This is a genomic window from Paraburkholderia madseniana, assembly GCF_009690905.1.
In the GTDB taxonomy this organism is placed as follows: domain Bacteria; phylum Pseudomonadota; class Gammaproteobacteria; order Burkholderiales; family Burkholderiaceae; genus Paraburkholderia; species Paraburkholderia madseniana.
Window position 1 is genome coordinate 26225 of record NZ_VOSW01000010.1, and the last position, 19753, is coordinate 45977.

Here is a 19753-nt window from a genome sequence, read left to right on the forward strand (position 1 = left end):
CGGTCTTTGTGACGGTAGTTGGTGGCATCGCAAGTTGCCTTGTGGGTCGTGGGCGGCTTACGAAGCGAATTGAAGCGAGGTTGTAAGTGGGCGAGGCGCGAGTCTCGCCCGTTTTGTTTTGGTGCTGTCCTTTCGTGCCGTTTTGCGCTGCCCGCATCGGGACGCCTGCGCTGCGGCTTTGACCCTGGGGCATCTTGGTCACTCTTAGGCCGTTTGGCCGATCCTTGCCGTGCGGCAAAGCGGTTTACAATCGTTTGAAGATTCGACGTTCATTTCCCGCCGCTTGGTCTGCGTCGAGCCCATGGCGCTTTTGCAAGGAACCCAGATGACCGAGACGTCCGCTTCCACCGCCGAGCGGCCCGCGCCGCGCCAACGTTATGTGCAGTGCGCGAGCGCCGGTGGCCTGCACCGGATCGCCTACACCGAGTGGGGCGACCCCGCTAATCCACGTGTGCTGCTGTGCGTGCACGGCTTGACGCGCTCGGGGCGCGATTTCGACCGCCTCGCGGCGGAATTCGCCGGCACTTACCGCGTGGTGTGTCCGGATGTGGCGGGGCGGGGCTTGTCTTCGTGGCTCGCGAACCCCAACTTCTATAGCATCCCGCAGTACGTCGCCGACATGGTTACGCTGATCGCGCGCCTGAACGTCGAAACGGTCGACTGGTTCGGTACCTCGATGGGCGGTCTGATCGGGCTCGCGCTGGCCGGCCTGCCGGGAACGCCGATTCGTAAAATGCTGCTGAACGACGTCGGGCCGCATCTGGAGCCGGTGGCCGTAGAGCGCATCGGCGATTACCTCGGCAAGCCCGTGCGTTTCGAAACGCTGCAGCAGGGCATCGATTACGCAGCGTTGCTTGCGCAAACTTTCGGTCCGCTCACACCAGAGGAATGGCGCGAGATCAATACGCCGCTTTTGCACGAGCAGGACGGCGCGTGGTTGTTCCGCTACGACCCGCGAATCGCACAGCCGTTTACCGCGACAACCGAAGAAGCGGCCAAACTCGGCGAGGCCGCGTTGTGGCATTCGCTGGCTGCGTTTCAGGGGCCGGTGCTGGTGGTGCGAGGCGAGCAATCGGATCTGCTCTCGCGTGAGACCGTCGCCAAGATGGTCGAGACAGGGCGCGCTGTATCCAGCGCGGAAATCTCGGGCGTCGGGCATGCGCCGGCGTTTCTGTCGGCTGATCAGATCGACCTCGCGAGGCAGTTCTTTATCGGGCCGGCCGCTGACGCGTCATAATGTAGGGTTCCGCGCGGCGTCCTTTATTGGGAGCAATGCGCGGGAGCAATGCGGAACGCATCTGCGATCAATTTTCAACCAACCTCAGGATTCTTCATGGCAGTCATTCGTCACCACGTCGGCAAGCGCCTCTCGGAAACTGCTGTGTACAACGGCACCGTGTACCTCGCCGGCCAGATCGCCGAAGACGCGGATCAGGACATCACGGGTCAGACGCGCGAAGTGCTCGGCCACATCGACCGTCTGCTGGAAGAAGTGAACAGCGACAAGTCGCACTTGCTGTCCGTGCAGATCTACATCTCGGACATGGTGCACTTCGCCGGCATGAACGCAGTGTGGGACGAGTGGGTCGCACAAGGCGCCACGCCGCCGCGCGCTACCGTCGAAGCGAAGCTCGCTAACCCGAAGTGCCTCGTCGAAATCGTCGTGGTCGCGGCGCAGCGCGATTGAGCCTGGCTGACCTGGTTTACGCCTGGTCTCGCAGTTGTTGTTGACATTCCGTTGATCCGTCTGGCCCGGTGGGCCGTCGCACCATGACTACCGAAATCGTTACGAGCACGCCAACCCCCATCCCTTCCTTCGACGAAGCGATGGCGTTCGTGCGCGAACATGCGGGCGAAGTGCGGCTCTCATCGGGCGAGTTGCTGGCGGATCATGCGGCGGGTACGGCGTCGATCATGCGCACGCTCAATGTCGATCCGCCGGCTGTGCTGGCAGCGGCCTTGTTTGCCCTGACGCCGCATCTGCAAGACCCGGAACGCGTGATCGCCGATAACTTCGGCGAAGAAGTCGCGCAACTGGTGGGCGACGTGCGCAAGTTGCTGCGCCTGGGGACGGTGAGCTTGCGCGCCGCGCAGAATGCGATGCCCGAAGCCGGGCGCGATGCGCAGGCCGCGCGCCGCGCGCAGGTCGAGGCGCTGCGCAAGATGCTGCTCGCGTTCGCGCAGGACATTCGCGTCGTGCTGATACGGCTCGCGTCGCGCTTGCAATCGCTGCGTTATTACGCGGCGGCGAAAATCACGCCTTCGCCCGACGTCGCGCGTGAAACGCTCGATATTTACGCGCCGCTCGCCAACCGGCTCGGCATCTGGCAACTGAAATGGGAGCTCGAGGATCTCGCGCTCCGCTTCGAAGAGCCGGTCACGTACAAGCGCATCGCCAAGCTGCTCGACGAGAAGCGCGTCGAGCGCGAGAGCTATGTTGCGCAGGCAATCGAGCGGCTGCAGCAGGAACTGGCTGCGGCGAATGTTCAGGCTGAAGTCAGCGGCCGGCCAAAACACATTTACAGCATCTGGCGCAAGATGCACGGCAAGGAGCTGGACTTCGCCGAACTGTACGATGTGCGCGCGTTTCGCGTCATCGTGCAGGACATCAAGGATTGCTACACCGTGCTCGGCATCGTGCACAACCTGTGGCAGCCGGTGCCGAAAGAGTTCGACGACTACATCTCGCGCCCGAAGCCTAACGGCTATAAATCGCTGCACACGGTCGTGATCGGCGACGACGGTCGCGCGTTCGAAGTACAGATCCGCACGCAGGAAATGCATCAGTTCGCCGAGTATGGCGTGGCGGCGCACTGGCGTTATAAGGAAGCGGGCACGCGTGGCTACGGCGGCCAGTTCAGCGCCAATGAGAAGTACGACGAGAAGATCGCGTGGTTGCGTCAACTGCTCGCGTGGAAAGACGACGTCTCCGAAGGCGAGCACGGCGAGAAGCGCGCCGCGCAGCCGTGGGAGCAATTGCGCCAGGCTACGCTCGACGACGACCACATCTACGTGCTCACGCCGCAAGCACGCGTGATTCCGCTGCCGCACGGCGCCACACCGGTGGACTTCGCGTATCACCTGCATAGCGAGCTGGGGCATCGCTGCCGTGGTGCGCGTGTCGACGGCGCGATGGTGCCGCTCAACACGGCGTTGCAGAACGGCCAGACGGTCGAGATCGTCGCGGTGAAAGAGGGCGGTCCGTCGCGTGACTGGCTCAACCCGCAACTCGGGTATCTGCAGAGCCATCGGGCGCGGCAGAAAGTGCGCGCGTGGTTCAACGCGGTCGAAGTGCAGGAGCACATCTCGAGCGGCCGTGCGATGGTCGAAAAGACCCTGCAGCGCGAGGGCAAGACGTCGGTCAATCTCGATCAGCTCGCCGCCAAGCTCGGCTTCAAGACCACCGACGATCTGTTCTCGGTGGTCGGTAAGGAAGAATTTAGTCTGCGGCTCGTCGAGCAGGCGCTGCACGATGCGCCGCCGCCCGAGCCGGTAGTCGAAGCGCCGGAACAGTTCGAGAAGCGCAGTAGCGGCGCGAGCGTCGCCCGCGGGGCTTCCACGGGTGTACTCGTGGTCGGCGTCGACGCGTTGCTTACGCAACTCGCGCGCTGTTGCCGTCCCGCACCGCCCGACGACATCAGCGGCTTCGTCACGCGCGGCAAGGGTATGTCGATCCACCGCAGCGATTGTCCGACCTTCGTGCGCATGGCCGATCGCGCACCCGAGCGTGTGTTGCAAACCGCGTGGTCGGCGGATGTCATGAGCGGCCGCGGGCAGTCGGTCTATCCCGTCGACCTCAGCATCGAGGCCACAGATCGGCAGGGTTTGCTGCGCGATATCTCCGAAGTTTTCGCGCGCGAGAAGATGAATGTGATCGGCGTGAAAACGCAGTCGCGTCGCAATGCGGCGTTCATGCAATTTACTGTCGAAGTATCGAGCGCCGCGCAAATTCAGCGCGCGTGTACGTTGCTCGGTGAAGTAATCGGCGTGGTGCGCGCTTCACGCAAGAGTTGATGCGCGCACGCGGCGGACGGTGCCTGTGGGTGCCTGCAGGTGCCCGGCAGGCATCGGTTCGATGTGCCCGCGCGCATGAGTAGAAATTTAAAGTCGGTGCATAAAAGTACTTGCCAAGCGGTGTGGGGCTCCATATAATCTCGTTTCTTCAGGCTCGTAGCTCAGCTGGTTAGAGCACCACCTTGACATGGTGGGGGTCGTTGGTTCGAGTCCAATCGAGCCTACCAACGAAAGAGAAATTCCGGTTTTACCGGGGTTTCGCAAACTGCAGTAAGCGCTTCGGCGCAAAAGGCAAATACGGTTATGGCACCGCGAACGTTGACCGAAACTACTTCGGAGCGACGCTAGTCGAGGACCACTTTCGCCACTGTAGTTAGCAGGAAATGTGAATGCGGCCCCTCGAAAGTGGGGCCGCATTTTTTTTGGTTTTTTGACCTGGTTGTATGTGCCGCCGCCGGTCGGCACCACGGAGAACGCAATGGTTTCGATACGTCTGCCTGACGGTTCTGTTCGACAGTACGAGCATCCGGTGACCGTCGCCGAAGTGGCCGCATCGATCGGCCCCGGCCTCGCGAAAGCTGCGCTCGGCGGCAAGATCGACGGTGAACTCGTCGATACGTCCACGCTGATCGATCACGACGTGGCGCTTGCCATCGTCACCGAGAAAGACGCCGACGGCCTCGACATCATTCGTCACTCCACGGCGCACTTGCTCGCGTACGCGGTGAAGGATCTGTTCCCGGAAGCGCAGGTTACGATCGGTCCCGTCATCGACAACGGGTTCTATTACGACTTCGCGTATAGCCGTCCTTTCACGCCGGAAGATCTCGAGAAGATCGAAAAGCGCATGCAGGAACTCGCGAAGAAAGACGAGCCGGTCTCGCGCCGTGTGGTCTCGCGCGACGAAGCCGTGGACTACTTCAAGAGCATCGGCGAAAAGTACAAGGCCGAGATCATCGAATCGATTCCGGCCACCGACGAAATCAAGCTGTACTCGCACGGCGGCTTCACGGATCTGTGCCGCGGCCCGCACGTGCCGTCCACCGGCAAGCTGAAGGTTTTCAAGCTGATGAAGCTTGCGGGCGCTTACTGGCGCGGCGACTCGAAGAACGAGCAACTGCAGCGTATCTATGGCACGGCCTGGACGAAGAAGGAAGACCAGGAAGCGTATCTGCACATGCTTGAAGAGGCGGAAAAGCGCGATCACCGCAAGCTCGGCAAACAACTCGACCTGTTCCACATGCAGGACGAGTCGCCGGGCATGGTGTTCTGGCATCCGCGTGGCTGGACGCTGTGGCAGCAGGTCGAGCAGTACATGCGCCGGCGCGTGAACGACGCCGGCTACCTCGAAATCAAGACGCCGATGATCATGGACCGCTCGCTCTGGGAAGCGTCGGGCCACTGGCAGAACTATCGTGAAAACATGTTCACGACGGAATCGGAAAAGCGCGACTACGCGATCAAGCCGATGAACTGCCCGGGTCACGTGCAGGTGTTCAACCACGGTCTGCGCTCGTATCGCGATCTGCCGCTGCGTTACGCGGAATTCGGCTCGTGTCACCGCAACGAATCGTCGGGCGCGCTGCATGGTCTGATGCGCGTGCGTGGCTTCGTGCAGGACGACGCGCACATTTTCTGTACCGAAGACCAGTTCATCAGCGAATCGATCGCGTTCAACACGCTGGCGATGAGCGTCTACAAGGACTTCGGCTTCGACAATGTCGAGATCAAGCTGTCGCTGCGCCCGGATGCTCGCGCCGGCACGGATGAGACATGGGATCGCGCGGAGCAGGGCCTGCGTGAGGCGCTGACGGCGTGCGGCGTGACGTGGGAAGAGTTGGCGGGCGAGGGCGCGTTCTACGGCCCGAAGGTGGAGTACCACATCAAGGACGCGCTCGGCCGCTCGTGGCAGTGCGGCACGTTGCAGCTCGATATGGTGCTGCCGGAGCGTCTGGGCGCCGAATACGTCGCCGAAGACAATAGCCGCCGCCGCCCGATCATGCTGCACCGGGCAATCGTCGGATCAATGGAGCGTTTCCTCGGCATTCTGATCGAGCACCATGCTGGTGCAATGCCGTCGTGGCTCGCGCCGATGCAGGTTGTGGTGATGAATATCGCCGAAAGTCAGACCGAATATGCGCAGTCGCTAGCCCAATCGTTGCAAAAACAAGGGGTTAGAGTAGAGGCCGATTTGCGCAACGAGAAGATTAGCTATAAAATACGGGAGCACACGCTGGAAAAGGTGCCGTACCTGCTTGTGGTCGGCGACAAAGAGCGTGAAGCCCAAACGGTAGCCGTGCGTGCCCGTGGTGGTGTCGATCTGGGTGTGATGCCTCTCGATACCTTCATTGAGCGTCTGCGCCAGGATGTGCAGTCGTTCAACTGAGCCACTTGGCAGCCCGGCTCGTTTTTTTAATTTTTAGAGGAAACGTAACATCGCTACTGATAAGTCTGCGCACCGCATCAACGGTGAAATTACAGCACCCGAGGTGCGTCTGGTCGGAGTCGAGAACGAACCGCTCGGCATCGTGAAACTCGCTGATGCGTTCCGCATGTCGGAACAGCAGGATGTGGATCTGGTTGAAATCGCTCCGCAAGCGGTTCCTCCGGTCTGCCGTTTGATGGACTACGGCAAGTTCAAGTACTCGGAAGCGAAGAAGCAACACGAGGCCAAGCTCAAGCAGAAGATCGTCCAGGTCAAGGAAGTCAAATTCCGCCCGGGCACCGATGACGGCGACTACAACGTCAAGCTGCGCAACCTCATCCGCTTCCTCGACGACGGCGACAAGACGAAAATCACGTTGCGTTTCCGTGGCCGCGAAATGGCTCACCAGGAAATCGGTATGCGCATGCTCGAGCGCCTGCGCACGGACCTCGACGAAGTCGGTCAGGTCGAGCAGATGCCGAAAATGGAAGGGCGCCAGATGATCATGGTGCTCGCGCCGAAGAAAAAGAAGTAAGCCGCTGGAGCAGCGGCGCACCGTGTGGTGCGCGCTCCGGTTGTGAAAGATTGAAACGATGCTGTGCCGGGTGTCCGGTGCGGGATCGGCAGGTTTCGGAACGGCGCATGTGCAAATGTGCGCCGCTTCCTGAAAAGCGGCTGCCGGCAGTAACGGCGGTCTGCATACCAAGTGGAATGGGTTTCGAAGGGCGGGTAATGGCCATCTGGCCGACCGCACACCCATATCCATCTAATAATGGAGTTGTCATGCCGAAGATGAAGACCAAGAAGAGTGCTGCAAAGCGCTTCGTGGTGCGTCCGGGCGGTACCGTCAAGCGCGGTCAAGCCTTCAAGCGCCACATTCTTACCAAGAAGACCACCAAGAACAAACGCCATTTGCGCGGTTCGACGTCAGTTCATGAAGCAGATATGAACTCCGTGCGCGCAATGCTGCCGTTCGCTTAACCCTTAACCGACACTCATAGGAGCAAGATATGCCTCGAGTAAAACGTGGGGTTACCGCACGGGCCCGTCACAAGAAGATCATCAAGCTGGCCAAGGGTTACCGCGGCCGTCGCAATAACGTCTATCGCATCGCCAAGCAGGCGGTCATGCGCGCAGGCCAATACGCCTACCGCGATCGCCGCAACAAGAAGCGTGTGTTCCGTGCATTGTGGATCACGCGTATCAACGCGGCGGTGCGTCAGCACGACATGACGTACAGCGTGTTCATCAACGGCCTGAAGAAGGCTTCGATCGAACTCGACCGCAAGGTGCTGGCCGACATGGCTGTGTTCGACAAGGCTGCTTTTGCTGCGATCGTTCAGCAGGTGAAAGCCGCCGTTGCAGCCTGATTGCGCTTTGGGCAATTAAACTGCGTGGTTCGTTGCAGCGAACATCCGGTAGTCTCGGTGACGCTGCAGCAAAAACGGGGCTCCTCACCGAGCCCCGTTTTTGTTGGTCGAACCAGTTTTGCATCGATTGAACACTGACGTTGAAATGATGGGATCAATGGATCTGGACCAGATTGTCGCCGACGCGCAAAAAGCCTTCGCAGAAGCCTCCGACGTCACCACCCTCGAGAACGAGAAAGCGCGCTTTCTCGGCAAATCGGGTGCGTTGACCGAGCTATTGAAGGGCCTTGGCAAACTCGATCCCGAAACGCGCAAGACCGAAGGCGCACGGATCAACCTCGTCAAGCAACAAGTGGAGGCCGCGTTGACGGCCCGCCGTCAGGCGCTCGCCGACGCGTTGCTGAACCAGCGCCTCGCCGCTGAAGCCATTGACGTCACGTTGCCCGGCCGCGGCACCGGCGCAGGTAGTCTGCACCCGGTGATGCGCACATGGGAGCGCGTCGAACAGATTTTCCGTACGATTGGATTCGATGTGGCCGACGGCCCCGAGATCGAAACCGACTGGTACAACTTTACCTCGCTGAACAGCCCGGAAAACCACCCGGCGCGTTCGATGCAGGACACCTTCTACGTCGACGGCAAAGATGCCGACGGCCGTCAACTGCTGCTGCGCACGCACACCAGCCCGATGCAGGTGCGCTACGCGCGCACCAACACGCCGCCGATCAAGGTGATCGTGCCGGGCCGCACGTATCGTGTGGACAGCGATGCAACGCATTCGCCGATGTTCAACCAGGTCGAAGGCCTGTGGATCGACGAGAACATCAGCTTCGCGGACCTGAAGGGCGTCTACTCCGATTTCCTCAAGAAATTCTTCGAGCGCGACGATATTCAGGTGCGCTTCCGTCCGTCGTACTTCCCGTTCACCGAACCGTCGGCTGAGATCGACATGCTGTTCGAAACGGGCAAGAACGCCGGCAAGTGGCTCGAAATTTCGGGTTCCGGCCAGGTTCACCCCACGGTGATCCGCAACATGGGCCTCGACCCCGAGCGCTACATCGGTTTTGCTTTCGGCAGCGGCCTTGAGCGGCTCACAATGTTGCGTTACGGCGTGCAAGACCTGCGTCTGTTCTTCGAAAACGACCTGCGTTTCCTGCGTCAATTCGCGTGAACCGGCGCGTACGAACGCGACAAGCATAGAGCGCGGCACTGCACGCAGTGCCGCAGCAGCGTCCCCGGCAGAGTCCAGTGAATCAATGGGCCGCCTGCCGGACGTGGACCTAACCTGATCAGAACGTACACAGAACCATGCAATTCCCGGAATCCTGGCTGAGAACCTTTGTCGATCCGCAACTGACGACCGATGAGCTGTCGCACGCGTTGACGATGGCGGGTCTCGAAGTCGAAGACCTGCGGCCGGCCGCGCCGCCGACCTCGAAGATCGTCGTCGGCCAGGTGCTGGAAGTCGTCAAGCACCCGGACGCGGACAAGCTCAACGTGTGTCAGGTCGACGCCGGCACGGGCGCGACGCTGAACATCGTGTGCGGTGCGCCGAATGTCGCGCCGGGCATCAAGGTGCCGGTCGCGCTGGTCGGCGCGCAACTGCCGCCGGCCGAAGAGGGTGGCACGCCGTTCGCGATCAAGCTCTCGAAGCTGCGCGGCGTGGAAAGCCAGGGCATGCTGTGCTCGGCACGCGAACTGAAGCTCTCGGAAGATCATAGCGGTCTGATGATCCTGCCGGAAGCTACGCCGATCGGCCAGGACATCCGCGAAACGCTCAATCTCGACGACACGGTTTTCGAAATCAAGCTGACGCCGAATAAGGCGGACTGCCTGTCGGTGTTCGGCGTGGCGCGCGAAACGTCGGCCATCACCGGCGCGCCGCTGCGTCCGCTCGAGATCAAGCCAGTCGAAGTCAAGTTGAACGAAACGTTGCCCGTCAAAATTTCGGCACCCGATCTGTGCGGCCGCTTCTCGGGTCGCGTGATTCGCGGCGTGAATGCGCGCGCGAAGTCGCCGCAATGGATGGTGCAGCGTCTCGAGCGTTCGGGTCAGCGCAGCATTTCCGCGCTCGTCGATATCTCGAACTATGTGATGCTCGAACTCGGCCGTCCGTCGCACGTGTTCGATCTGGACAAGATCCACGGCAGCATGGACGTGCGTTGGGGCCGCAAGGGCGAAACGCTCAAGCTGCTGAATGGCAACACCGTTGAACTCGATGAAACCGTCGGCGTGATCGCAGACGAACAGCACATCGAAAGCCTCGCCGGCATCATGGGCGGCGACAGCACGGCCGTCACGCTCGACACCACCAACATCTATCTCGAAGCCGCGTTCTGGTGGCCGGATAGCATTCGTGGCCGCTCGCGCAAGTACAACTTCTCGACCGATGCAGGCCATCGTTTCGAACGTGGCGTCGATTACGCGACCACCGTCGAACACATCGAACGCATCACGCAATTGATCCTCGATATCTGCGGCGGCGAAGCCGGCCCGGTCGACGATCAGATCGTCAACGTGCCGAAGCGTGAGCCGGTGAAGATGCGGGTCTCGCGTGCGAACCGCATCATCGGCATCAAGATCGACGCGGACGAAATTGCGCAGATCTTCACGCGCCTCGGCCTCACGTTCGAACGCGACGGCGATACGTTCTCAGTGATCCCGCCGTCGTACCGCTTCGATATCGAAATCGAAGAAGACCTGATCGAAGAAGTCGCGCGCATCTACGGCTTCGAAAAGATCCCCGCACGTCCGCCGGTCGCGACCAGCGAAATGCTGCCGACCAACGAAACGCAGCGCTCGATTCACGTGATCCGTCACGCGCTCGCCGCGCGCGATTACGTGGAGACGGTCAACTTCAGCTTTGTGGATGCCGAGTGGGAGTCGGACTTCGCCGGCAACGACAAGCCTGTTCGTCTGTTGAATCCGATTGCGAGCCAGTTGTCGGTCATGCGCACCACGCTGTTCGGCAGCCTGATCAACGTTCTGCGCACGAACCTGAACCGCCGCGCGGCCGATCGCGTGCGCGTGTTCGAAGCCGGCCGCGTGTTCCTGCACGATCCGTCGATCAAGGCAGGCGAATTGACCGTCGAAGGTTTTGCCCAGCCGAAGATGTTCGGTGGCCTCGCCTACGGTCCCGCGCTCGAAGAGCAGTGGGGCGCGCAAACGCGCACGGTCGACTACTTCGACGTGAAGGGCGATCTTGAAGCCGTGCTCGCGCCGGCCGTGGCGAGCTTCGTGAAAGCGGAGCATCCGGCATTGCATCCGGGCCGCAGCGCGCGTATTGAACTGAATGGCCGCGCAGTGGGCTGGATTGGTGAATTGCATCCGCGCTGGATGCAGAAATATGATTTGCCGCATGCGCCGATTCTGTTTGAAATCGAAGCGGAAGCATTAATGCAGCGCGTATTGCCGACTCCAGCGGATGTGTCTAAATTCCCGCCGGTGCGTCGCGATATCGCGGTGGTCGTCGATCAGAAAATCGAGGTGCAGGCGCTGCTGGACGAGCTCCAGAAGGCTCAGTCCGAAGAGGCTTGCAAGACTGTTCAGAAGGTTGTGCTTTTCGACGAATTCCGTCCAAAATCAAACACTTCCGGTGGTTTGGCTGCTCACGAGAAAAGCCTTGCGTTCCGTGTGACCTTGCAAGATACTGGCGGGACCCTTCAGGATGAAACGGTCGATCTGGCCATTCAAACTCTGGTGGAACGTCTGGCTCGAGTATATGGCGCACGGTTGCGTGGATAACCCGCATTTAACATTTGCACGGCATTTTTCGCAACCTCCGTTTCTGCTTGGCGCGCCATTTGATAGATATGAATGAAATGAACTCGAGTGATTTCGAAGCCCTTCTTACGGCGCAACGCAGCGCCATGATTCGCGAAATTCCGACATCACCCGCGGCCGTTTCCAGCGAAACGCCGACGCTTACCAAGGCTGAACTTGCCGAGTTGCTGTTCGACAATGTCGGGCTCAACAAGCGGGAAGCGAAAGACATGGTCGAAGCATTCTTCGAGGTGATCCGCGATGCGCTGGAGAGTGGCGATAGCGTGAAGCTGTCGGGGTTCGGCAACTTCCAGTTGCGCGACAAACCCCAGCGTCCCGGCAGAAACCCGAAGACCGGCGAGGCGATTCCGATCGCCGCGCGCCGCGTTGTGACGTTCCATGCGAGTCAAAAGCTGAAAGCGTTGGTCGAGAACGGCGCTGAGGCGAGCTTCGCGCGCTGATCGACTGGCGCGTCCCTGCGCAACCCACCACGACGGCTAACTGACGATGACAGCGACGATCGAAAAAGTCGTCTTGCCTCCGATTCCGGCGAAGCGCTACTTCACGATTGGTGAGGTCAGCGAACTATGCGGCGTGAAACCGCATGTGCTGCGCTATTGGGAACAGGAGTTCACGCAGTTGAGGCCGGTCAAGCGGCGCGGCAATCGCCGGTACTACCAGCATCATGAGGTGCTGTTGATCCGGCGGATTCGCGAGTTGCTGTACGAGCAGGGCTTCACGATCAACGGGGCACGCAATCGGCTCGATTCGCATGGCGGTGGCGCGCAGGGTGCGCCGGCTGATCTGGTCGAGGAGGGCGAGGGCGCGGCGGTGCCGGCCGCAGCAACGGCTGCGGTAGATGTGGAGCAGTTGCGCAAGGAATTGCTGCATGTGATCGACTTGTTGGGTCACTAGTTTTCTTTGTTAGCGCAGAGCGGTTCTAATCGATTGAAGTGTCTGTTATAATTTTTAGCTGTTCGGGGCGTAGCGCAGCCTGGTAGCGTACCTGCATGGGGTGCAGGTGGTCGGAGGTTCAAATCCTCTCGCCCCGACCAAAGAAATCAAGGCCTTATGGATGCACGTCCATAAGGCCTTTTTCTATTCTGACGTTCGCTACCGTCTGGTTACCGGATCGTCATGAACTCGAGACTGGCATTGCGCAACATCGAAAAGGATTGGAAGGTGCCGCCTATCGCCTGGCGGCAAGCCGTCAACCAGTTCGACGAGCGGTTCACCCGCGCCACAAGCTGAGATTTTTTATAACGACCTCAGCACACAGAAATCCAGACACATCCAGTCACTGCAACAGCGCGGGTAGTTTTTCAGCCTGCCCGTGAATGCCGCCGACGATGTCATAGTTCATCGTTTCCCGTGCGCGTTCTTTTTATCGCGGTCACCCCACCCAATTGCGCATAGCAAATCCGAAACGCGGCGTCCATGTCGTAAATACCCGCCCCGCAATTGATTTGTATCAGCCCGGGCCAGATCAGAAAATCAGCGATCGCGGCACTGCGCCTTGTTCTCATCTTTGCAACGTTTTCGGCGCTCGCTTCTATCTCGCGGATAAACACAGCGATCACGCGCCCACTGCATCAAAAGCACTGTGTAGAGCGTTCCAGGCGACCGGTCTGGTGCCACCGGTTTCACTCAGGCGCGTTACAAGATTGAAACGATTTGTGACGGTATAGAGCATTTAAACAGTCACGGCACCTCGGCATTCAAATGCACGCCTTGGTTAGTTCAAGGATGGCTCGCTTTTTGCGTTGACACACTACAGACCATCAAGACACTGCATCAAGCGAATTCAATACAGCTGCACAAGCAGCAAAAAGACAATATACGAACGGGGGAAAACGATGGAATTCTTACTTGGCTTTGGAGTGGGGGGATCCTTTGGCGCGTGCCTTGGTCTGCTGGTCGCAGTAATGCTTCGAGCAAGCAAGGACGACGCCTTGGAGACACGGTTCACTGAGCCGGACGGAGCAGCGCTGCGCAAAGCCTGCAGAGTCGCCGAATGACAGTCGAGTTCTCTTCGGAGAACAGGCACGAGGCCGGTCATTCTGAAACGACAACATCTGCTTGGACTGTCACATGGCGGTGACCGCGCGGATGTGATGGAGGACGCTCGGAGGTCGGGCGGGAGTCGTTGGCAAACGGACGAGGGCAGCGCCGCTGGCAAACCATCACAGCGGCGCTGATTCGAAGAAAGCCTGCAAACCAGCTCTCACCCTCTGCCGAGCGCGATAAACCGCTCGAGATGATGATCCTCATCCCCCAACTGATGGTCGATCATCACAAGCCGCTTCGCATAGTGAGCCATCGGCAACTCCCACGTCATGCCGATACCGCCATGCAACTGAATACATTCCTCGGCGACCATCGTCCCTATCCTGCCGATGCTGTATTTTGCCGCTGACACCGCGCGTTCCCGCACGGTGCGCTCAGCGCCAAGCGCGGCCGCGGCATTGATCACCGCCGATCGCGCCTGCTCGATCTCGAGCAGCAGATCCGCCATCCGATGTTGCAACGCCTGGAAGCTGCCGATTGGTACGCCGAACTGCTTGCGCGTGCGCAGGTATTCGAGCGTGTAGTCTTTCGCGACATCCATCGCGCCGACCGCTTCGGAACACAACGCAAGCACGCCACAACTGATCGCGTACTCGAGCGTCGCGAAGCCTTCTCCGGCCGCGCCGAGCACCGCATCGTTTGCGAGCGTGACGTTGTCGAACGTGACCTCGGCCGCGCGGCCGCCGTCGATCTTGCGATAGCCATGCACGCTGACACCCGAGGCGTCGCGCGGGACGAGAAAGAGCGTGATGCCGGCTTCGGCGTCGTCGGCACCTGCGGTACGTGCGGAGACCAGGAAAAGGGAAGCGTTTTCGCCGTGTTGAACCACCGCCTTCGCGCCGTTCAACTGCCATGCGTCGCCAGCACGCTGGGCACGTGTTGTGACGCGCGACAGCTCGTAGTGGCCGTCCGGCTCGCCATGCGCGAGCGCAACGATTCGGGATCCGTCGATCAATTCGCCAAGCGCGGCCTTTTGCGTTTCATTGCCGCCACGCGCGATCGCCTGGCCGACGATCAGCGTATCGAGAAACGGCTCGACCACGAGGCCGCGACCCAGGCTCTCGAATACGACGGCGATATCGAAGCCGCCGCCGCCAAACCCACCCTGCGCCTCATCGAACAACGCGCCGATAATGCCGAGTTCCGCGAAACGATTCCACAGGTCGGCGCTGAAACCTTCGGGCGAGCCTGCAATTCGGTCACGCGTTTCGAAGGCGTATTGCTCGGTGACAAAACGGTTGAGCGTATCCGCCAGCATGCGGCGGTCTTCGGTGTGCTGGAAATTCATGAAGTGCGCCCCTTACAGTCCCAGGATCATTTTGGAAATGATGTTCTTCTGGATTTCGTTGGAGCCGCCGAAGATCGACAGCTTGCGGTTGTTGAAGTAGAGCGAGGCAGCGCTTGCGGCTTCGTCCGGACCGACTGGCGTACCCTCGAAGCCATCGTGCAAGGCTTCCTCGACGAACGGCTGCGCATACGGTCCCATCGCACGGCGCGTGAGCGAAGAGATCTCCTGGCGGATCTCAGTGCCGCGAATCTTCAGCATCGAACTCTCGGCGCCCGGCACGCCGCCGCCGGCCACCGCCGCGATCACTCGCAGATTGGTGGTCTTCATGTTCTCCAGATCGATCTCGACTCGCGCCATGCGTGCCGCAAACGACGGATCTTCCGCAAGCGGCCGGCCGTTGCGCTGCTGCTTCGCGGCGATCTTGCGCAGCCGGTTAAATGCGGCGACTGAGAAGCCGACGCCCGCGATATTGGTGCGCTCATACGTGAGCAGGTATTTGGCGTAGGTCCAGCCCTTGTTCTCTTCGCCCACGAGGTTCTCAACCGGTACACGCACATCCGTGAAGAAGACTTCGTTGACTTCGTGCTCGCCATCGAGCGTGATGATCGGCCGCACTTCGACGCCTGGCGTATTCATGTCGATCAGCAGGAAGCTGATGCCTTCCTGCTTGCGCACGTCGGTGGCAGAGCGCACGAGGCAGAAGATCATGTTCGCGTAGTGGCCGAGCGTGGTCCACGTCTTCTGGCCGTTGACGATGTAGTGCTCACCTTGCGCATCGCTGCCGCGTACCGCGGTGGTCTTGACCGACGCGAGGTCCGAGCCCGCGCCCGGTTCCGAATAGCCCTGGCACCACCAGTCCGAGCCATCGAGAATGCGCGGCAACCAGTGGTGCTTTTGCGCTTCGTTGCCGTATTTGATCAACACTGGGCCGAGCATGTTGACGCCGAAGGGCACGACACGCGGTGCGCCCGCCAATGCGCATTCATTCTCGAAGATAAATTTCTGCACGGCGTTCCAGCCCGGGCCGCCGTACTCCTCCGGCCAATGATTGGCGAGCCAGCCTTGTGCGTTGAGAATCGCGTGCCACTCAGCCATGTCGTCGCGCGTAAGCCTGCGGCCGCCGTGTACTTTGTCGGCGAGACGTTGTGGGAGTTTGTCGCGCAAAAAACGCTGCACGTCAGTGCGAAAAGCCTCTTCTTCAGGCGTGAAGTTCAGATCCATAGCGGGTTCTTCCCTAGATATTTACCGGACCGGCGGGTGAGCGCGTAGGCAGGCGGGCCCGTACCGGTCGAGAATGCTCCAAATAACGTGCCGTCTCAAGCTGACTGGTTGAGGCTCGCGAAATCGGCGCCGCGCTCGACCAGTTCGACCAGCAGCGGCGACGCTCGCCAGAACAGCGGGTCTTCTTTGGCGAATTCGCGGATGTCTGCGAGAACCGTGGCGAGGCACACCGTATCGGCGTATTTCATCGGACCGCCGCGATAGCGCGGAAAGCCGTAGCCATAGAGGAAGGTCACGTCGACATCGAGTGGCCGCAGCGCGATGCCTTCGTGCACGACATTGGCGCCTTCGTTGATCATCGCGGCCATGTAGCGGCGCACGATTTCTTCGTCGGTGAACGTGCGCGGCGTGATGCCGGCGCGCTCGCGTTCGGCGTCGATGATGGCCTCGACTTCAGGGTCGGGTGCGCCGCTGCGCGAACCTTCGGGGTACAGATAAAACCCACGACCGGTTTTCTGGCCGAACCAGCCGCGTTCGCAAAGACGGTCGGCGATCTGCACGTAGCGCGCGTTGGGGTTGCGTGTGGCCGCGCGCCGCTTTCGCGCAGCCCAACCGATGTCGCCGCCTGCCAGATCGACCACCTGGAACGGGCCCATCGGGAAGCCGAATGCACGCACTGCCGCGTCAATCTGATACGGCGACGCACCGTCTTCCATCATGGCGTCGGCCGCGTTGCGATACACCGCCAGCACGCGATTGCCGATGAAGCCGTCGCACACGCCAGCACGCACCGGCGTCTTGCGCAGCTTCTTCGCAAGTTCGAACGCCGTCGCGACCACGTCGGCGCTGACCTGCTTCGGCACCACCACTTCCAGCAGTTTCATGATGTTGGCGGGGGAGAAGAAGTGCAGGCCGATCACATCCGCAGGACGGGAAATACTGGCCGCAATCGCATCGATGTCGAGATACGACGTGTTGGTGGCGAGCACCGCGCCCGCTTTGCAGACACGATCGAGTTCGGCGAACACGGCTTTTTTCACCGACAGGTCTTCAAATACCGCTTCGATCACCAGATCGGCGTCGGCGAGTGCATCGTATGAAGTGCTGCCTTGCCAGCGTGTCATCACGTCGGTTTTCTTTTCCGCGCTCATGCGGCCTTTGGCGATCATCCCGTCGTAGACCTTTTCGATGTGCGCGCGGCCGCGCGCGAGCGACGCGTCGTCGCGTTCGATCATCGTCACCGGCAGGCCGGCATCGAGCACGGCGACGGCAATGCCCGCGCCCATCGTACCGCCGCCCACCACGCCGATCTTATTCAGCGTGCGTGGTTTCGCATCGCGTGTTTCCGGGGCCTTGAGCACTTCGCGTTCGGCAAAGAACGCGTGAATCAGGCCGGCACGCTGCGGGCTGTCGATGCATTCCAGGAACAGTTTGCGTTCGAGCCGCAGGCCATCTTCGAAAGGCTGTTCGATGGCGGCTTCCACGGCATCGACGATTTTTAGCGGGGAGAACAGGCCGCGCGATTTCTTCGCCGTTTCCGCGCGCGCCGCGGCGACGGCGGCGAGGCTTGCTGCGCGGTCGCTTAGCGCAGCGGCATCGCGCGTGCGGCGCACTGGCGCATGAGCGGCCAGCAGTTCCTGTGCGTAGGCGAGTCCTTCAGCGAGGATGTCGTCGCTGCTGCCGAGCCGGTCGATGAGGCCAAGCGCGAGTGCTTCTTTCGCGCCGGCGTGGCGGCCGCTCAGGATCAGGTCGAGCGCGGCCTGCGCGCCGATCAGGCGCGGCGTACGCTGTGTGCCGCCTGCGCCCGGCAGCAGGCCGAGTTGCACTTCGGGCAAACCGAGCTTCGCGCCGTTCACGGCGAGACGGTAGTGCGCCGCGAGCGCCACCTCCAGGCCACCGCCGAGCGCGGCGCCGTGAATGGCGGCCACCACCGGCTTCGCACACGCTTCGATACGGTTGCATACATCCGGCAGCGACGGCGGCACCGGCGGCTTGCCGAACTCGCGGATGTCCGCGCCCGCGATGAAGTTGCGTCCGGCGCCGACGATCAGCACGGCTTCGACGGCCTTGTCGGCATCCGCGGCTTCGATGGCGGCGAGCAGGCCGCGCCGCACGTCGGCGGATAAGGCGTTGACCGGTGCGTGGTCGATGGTCACCAGCAGGACTTTGCCGCGCAATTCGCGCGTCACAACGTCGGCGGAAGGGTTGAGGGTCATCGTGTCGTCTCCTGATTGATATCGGGGCAGATCTGGCATACCGGGCCTGGCGAATTCTCCGATTGTGGGTTGGTCAAGGTTTATTGACAATTACATAGGCGGTTGACAGACTGTCAAAGATACTTTGACAAAGGCTATGCCATGGACGTCAATTCGCTGACCTTGCTGGTCGATATCCTTGATGCGGGCAACCTGAGCGAGGCCGCGCGCCGGCTGAAGATGAGCCGCGCGAATGTGAGTTACCACCTGAACCAGTTGGAGCGCTCGATCGGGCTGCAACTGGTCAGGCGCACCACGCGCCGGGTCGAAGCGACTGAAATCGGTCTGCAGTTATACGAGCATGGCCGCACCATTCAGAATGCGCTGCTGGCCGCGCGCGAATCGGTCACCACGCTCGGGCAGAGCTTGCAGGGGCGGGTGCGGTTGAGTGTGCCGAGCGGTTATGGGCAACTGGTGATGTCGGATTGGCTGATCGCGTTCAAGCGTCTGTATCCGGGCATCGTGCTGGACGTGATGTTCGAGAATCGGGTCGAGGATCTGATGCGCGACGAGGTCGACATCGCGGTTCGGGTGATGTCGGAGCCGCCGCAGAATCTCGTCGCACGTGACATGGGGTCGGTGCGATATGTTGCGTGTGCGTCGCCGGATTTTGCCGAAAGCCGCGGCATGCCGGTGCGTCTCGACGATTTGCGCACTGCGCCGTTGATTACGGCGGCGGTGGTCGGCAGGCAGTTGCGGGTGGCGGCTTATTTGCGCGACGAACGCCACGAAGTGCTGCTGGAGCCGACGATTATTTCCGAGAACTTCCTGTTCTTGCGCCAGGCGGTGCTGGCCGGTCTGGGCGTCGGCCTGGTGCCCGACTACGTGGTGCAGGACGACCTGCGCCGCGGGGACGTGGTGACGGCGCTCGATGAATGGCGTCTAAGCATCTTCGGTACGAACATGTACTTGCTCTATATGCCGAATCGGCATCACACGCGGGCGGCGGCGAGTTTTATCGAGTTCATCCTGGAGCAGGCGCACGGAAGCGGCAGAGGGGTGGCCGCTTGAGTCGCAATGAAGCACCGGTGCCTCACTCGCGGGTATGCTTAACAAAACGGCGAGATAGCCGTGCATCTGGCAGCACATCAAACTTCAGGGGAGACGGAGATGAAATGGGCAATCGCATGTCTAGCTCTGCTTGCAATCGCCATTGTCATTGTGTTGGTCTCGCGTCTCCCGAGTGAGGATGCCATTCGTCTGGCAGGCTACGCGGCCACTGCGGCCTTCGCCGCATTGGTCAGCTTCCTGATCCGCTGGCGAGCAAATCGCGCCCAGCGAAACAAACGCGTCGGCTGAACACGCACGCCGGGTATTCGTCCGACCCGCGTGATCGCCCTGCAGCGCCCGG

General features: G+C 60.9%; 17 protein-coding genes and 2 tRNA genes. 15 read left to right on the plus strand and 4 right to left on the minus strand.

The features are described from left to right. The first annotated feature begins 325 nt into the window (after positions 1–325). The 13 genes from FSO04_RS07275 to FSO04_RS07335 all read left to right on the plus strand — a co-directional run bounded on the left by FSO04_RS07275 (position 326) and on the right by FSO04_RS07335 (position 12626). Complete coding sequence (locus FSO04_RS07275) at positions 326–1237, plus strand: alpha/beta fold hydrolase (protein ID WP_154559033.1); 912 nt, start codon at positions 326–328, stop codon at positions 1235–1237. 96 nt (positions 1238–1333) lie between these two features. Beyond that, positions 1334–1687, plus strand: a complete 354-nt coding sequence (locus FSO04_RS07280; RefSeq protein ID WP_028200195.1) for a RidA family protein — start codon at positions 1334–1336, stop codon at positions 1685–1687. Between the two features lie 83 nt (positions 1688–1770). Continuing rightward, a complete protein-coding gene (locus FSO04_RS07285; protein ID WP_154559034.1) occupies positions 1771–4014 on the plus strand; it encodes a RelA/SpoT family protein in 2244 nt (747 codons plus the stop codon). A 150-nt stretch (positions 4015–4164) separates the two neighbouring features. Next, a tRNA-Val gene (locus tag FSO04_RS07290) sits at positions 4165–4241 on the plus strand. Positions 4242–4492: 251 nt separating this feature from the next. Then, on the plus strand, positions 4493–6400 hold the full coding sequence (gene thrS, locus FSO04_RS07295; protein ID WP_154559035.1) for a threonine--tRNA ligase: 1908 nt from the start codon (positions 4493–4495) through the stop codon (positions 6398–6400). 49 nt (positions 6401–6449) lie between these two features. Next, complete coding sequence (infC, locus tag FSO04_RS07300) at positions 6450–6974, plus strand: translation initiation factor IF-3 (RefSeq protein WP_074263967.1); 525 nt, start codon at positions 6450–6452, stop codon at positions 6972–6974. Between the two features lie 248 nt (positions 6975–7222). Continuing rightward, positions 7223–7420, plus strand: coding sequence for a 50S ribosomal protein L35 (gene rpmI, locus FSO04_RS07305; protein ID WP_097389908.1), 198 nt, complete (start codon positions 7223–7225; stop codon positions 7418–7420). 29 nt (positions 7421–7449) lie between these two features. Next, entirely contained in the window at positions 7450–7809 is a 360-nt protein-coding gene (rplT, locus tag FSO04_RS07310) for a 50S ribosomal protein L20 (protein WP_006052502.1), read from the plus strand. 157 nt (positions 7810–7966) lie between these two features. After that, positions 7967–8980, plus strand: coding sequence for a phenylalanine--tRNA ligase subunit alpha (gene pheS / locus FSO04_RS07315; RefSeq protein WP_028200200.1), 1014 nt, complete (start codon positions 7967–7969; stop codon positions 8978–8980). 137 nt (positions 8981–9117) lie between these two features. Continuing rightward, positions 9118–11553 (plus strand): phenylalanine--tRNA ligase subunit beta, encoded by a 2436-nt coding sequence (gene pheT / locus FSO04_RS07320; RefSeq protein ID WP_154559036.1) that lies wholly within the window; start codon positions 9118–9120, stop codon positions 11551–11553. 68 nt (positions 11554–11621) lie between these two features. Continuing rightward, complete coding sequence (locus FSO04_RS07325) at positions 11622–12032, plus strand: integration host factor subunit alpha (protein WP_154559037.1); 411 nt, start codon at positions 11622–11624, stop codon at positions 12030–12032. Positions 12033–12078: 46 nt separating this feature from the next. After that, positions 12079–12486, plus strand: a complete 408-nt coding sequence (locus FSO04_RS07330; RefSeq protein WP_154559038.1) for a MerR family transcriptional regulator — start codon at positions 12079–12081, stop codon at positions 12484–12486. Between the two features lie 63 nt (positions 12487–12549). Beyond that, positions 12550–12626 (plus strand) — tRNA-Pro (locus FSO04_RS07335). A gap of 297 nt (positions 12627–12923) precedes the next feature. Here FSO04_RS07335 and FSO04_RS07340 read toward each other — a convergent pair. The 4 genes from FSO04_RS07340 to FSO04_RS07355 all read right to left on the minus strand — a co-directional run bounded on the left by FSO04_RS07340 (position 12924) and on the right by FSO04_RS07355 (position 18363). Next, positions 12924–13151: a hypothetical protein gene (locus FSO04_RS07340; RefSeq protein ID WP_154559039.1), complete on the minus strand. Its 228-nt coding sequence runs from the start codon at positions 13149–13151 to the stop codon at positions 12924–12926. Between the two features lie 644 nt (positions 13152–13795). Then, on the minus strand, positions 13796–14926 hold the full coding sequence (locus FSO04_RS07345; RefSeq protein ID WP_154559040.1) for an acyl-CoA dehydrogenase family protein: 1131 nt from the start codon (positions 14924–14926) through the stop codon (positions 13796–13798). Between the two features lie 12 nt (positions 14927–14938). Continuing rightward, positions 14939–16147 (minus strand): acyl-CoA dehydrogenase family protein, encoded by a 1209-nt coding sequence (locus FSO04_RS07350; protein ID WP_154559041.1) that lies wholly within the window; start codon positions 16145–16147, stop codon positions 14939–14941. A gap of 95 nt (positions 16148–16242) precedes the next feature. After that, on the minus strand, positions 16243–18363 hold the full coding sequence (locus FSO04_RS07355) for a 3-hydroxyacyl-CoA dehydrogenase NAD-binding domain-containing protein (RefSeq protein ID WP_154559042.1): 2121 nt from the start codon (positions 18361–18363) through the stop codon (positions 16243–16245). 141 nt (positions 18364–18504) lie between these two features. On the opposite strand from FSO04_RS07355, the gene FSO04_RS07360 reads away from it, so the two are divergent. Together FSO04_RS07360 and FSO04_RS07365 are read left to right on the plus strand one after the other, a co-directional pair. After that, complete coding sequence (locus FSO04_RS07360; protein ID WP_154559043.1) at positions 18505–19413, plus strand: LysR family transcriptional regulator; 909 nt, start codon at positions 18505–18507, stop codon at positions 19411–19413. Positions 19414–19512: 99 nt separating this feature from the next. Beyond that, positions 19513–19701: a hypothetical protein gene (locus FSO04_RS07365; RefSeq protein ID WP_154559044.1), complete on the plus strand. Its 189-nt coding sequence runs from the start codon at positions 19513–19515 to the stop codon at positions 19699–19701. The last annotated feature ends 52 nt before the right edge of the window (positions 19702–19753 follow it).

What these genes read in the sequence shown, in the direction of transcription:
- FSO04_RS07325 (WP_154559037.1), top strand. Translation starts at nt 11,622, where the DNA reads ATGAATGAAATGAACTCGAGTGATTTCGAAGCCCTTCTTACGGCGCAA.
- FSO04_RS07365 (WP_154559044.1), top strand. Translation starts at nt 19,513, where the DNA reads ATGAAATGGGCAATCGCATGTCTAGCTCTGCTTGCAATCGCCATTGTC.
- FSO04_RS07360 (WP_154559043.1), top strand. Translation starts at nt 18,505, where the DNA reads ATGGACGTCAATTCGCTGACCTTGCTGGTCGATATCCTTGATGCGGGC.
- rplT (WP_006052502.1), top strand. Translation starts at nt 7,450, where the DNA reads ATGCCTCGAGTAAAACGTGGGGTTACCGCACGGGCCCGTCACAAGAAG.
- thrS (WP_154559035.1), top strand. Translation starts at nt 4,493, where the DNA reads ATGGTTTCGATACGTCTGCCTGACGGTTCTGTTCGACAGTACGAGCAT.
- FSO04_RS07285 (WP_154559034.1), top strand. Translation starts at nt 1,771, where the DNA reads ATGACTACCGAAATCGTTACGAGCACGCCAACCCCCATCCCTTCCTTC.
- FSO04_RS07350 (WP_154559041.1), bottom strand. Translation starts at nt 16,147, where the DNA reads ATGGATCTGAACTTCACGCCTGAAGAAGAGGCTTTTCGCACTGACGTG.
- FSO04_RS07345 (WP_154559040.1), bottom strand. Translation starts at nt 14,926, where the DNA reads ATGAATTTCCAGCACACCGAAGACCGCCGCATGCTGGCGGATACGCTC.
- pheT (WP_154559036.1), top strand. Translation starts at nt 9,118, where the DNA reads ATGCAATTCCCGGAATCCTGGCTGAGAACCTTTGTCGATCCGCAACTG.
- pheS (WP_028200200.1), top strand. Translation starts at nt 7,967, where the DNA reads ATGGATCTGGACCAGATTGTCGCCGACGCGCAAAAAGCCTTCGCAGAA.
- FSO04_RS07275 (WP_154559033.1), top strand. Translation starts at nt 326, where the DNA reads ATGACCGAGACGTCCGCTTCCACCGCCGAGCGGCCCGCGCCGCGCCAA.
- FSO04_RS07330 (WP_154559038.1), top strand. Translation starts at nt 12,079, where the DNA reads ATGACAGCGACGATCGAAAAAGTCGTCTTGCCTCCGATTCCGGCGAAG.
- rpmI (WP_097389908.1), top strand. Translation starts at nt 7,223, where the DNA reads ATGCCGAAGATGAAGACCAAGAAGAGTGCTGCAAAGCGCTTCGTGGTG.
- FSO04_RS07280 (WP_028200195.1), top strand. Translation starts at nt 1,334, where the DNA reads ATGGCAGTCATTCGTCACCACGTCGGCAAGCGCCTCTCGGAAACTGCT.
- FSO04_RS07355 (WP_154559042.1), bottom strand. Translation starts at nt 18,363, where the DNA reads ATGACCCTCAACCCTTCCGCCGACGTTGTGACGCGCGAATTGCGCGGC.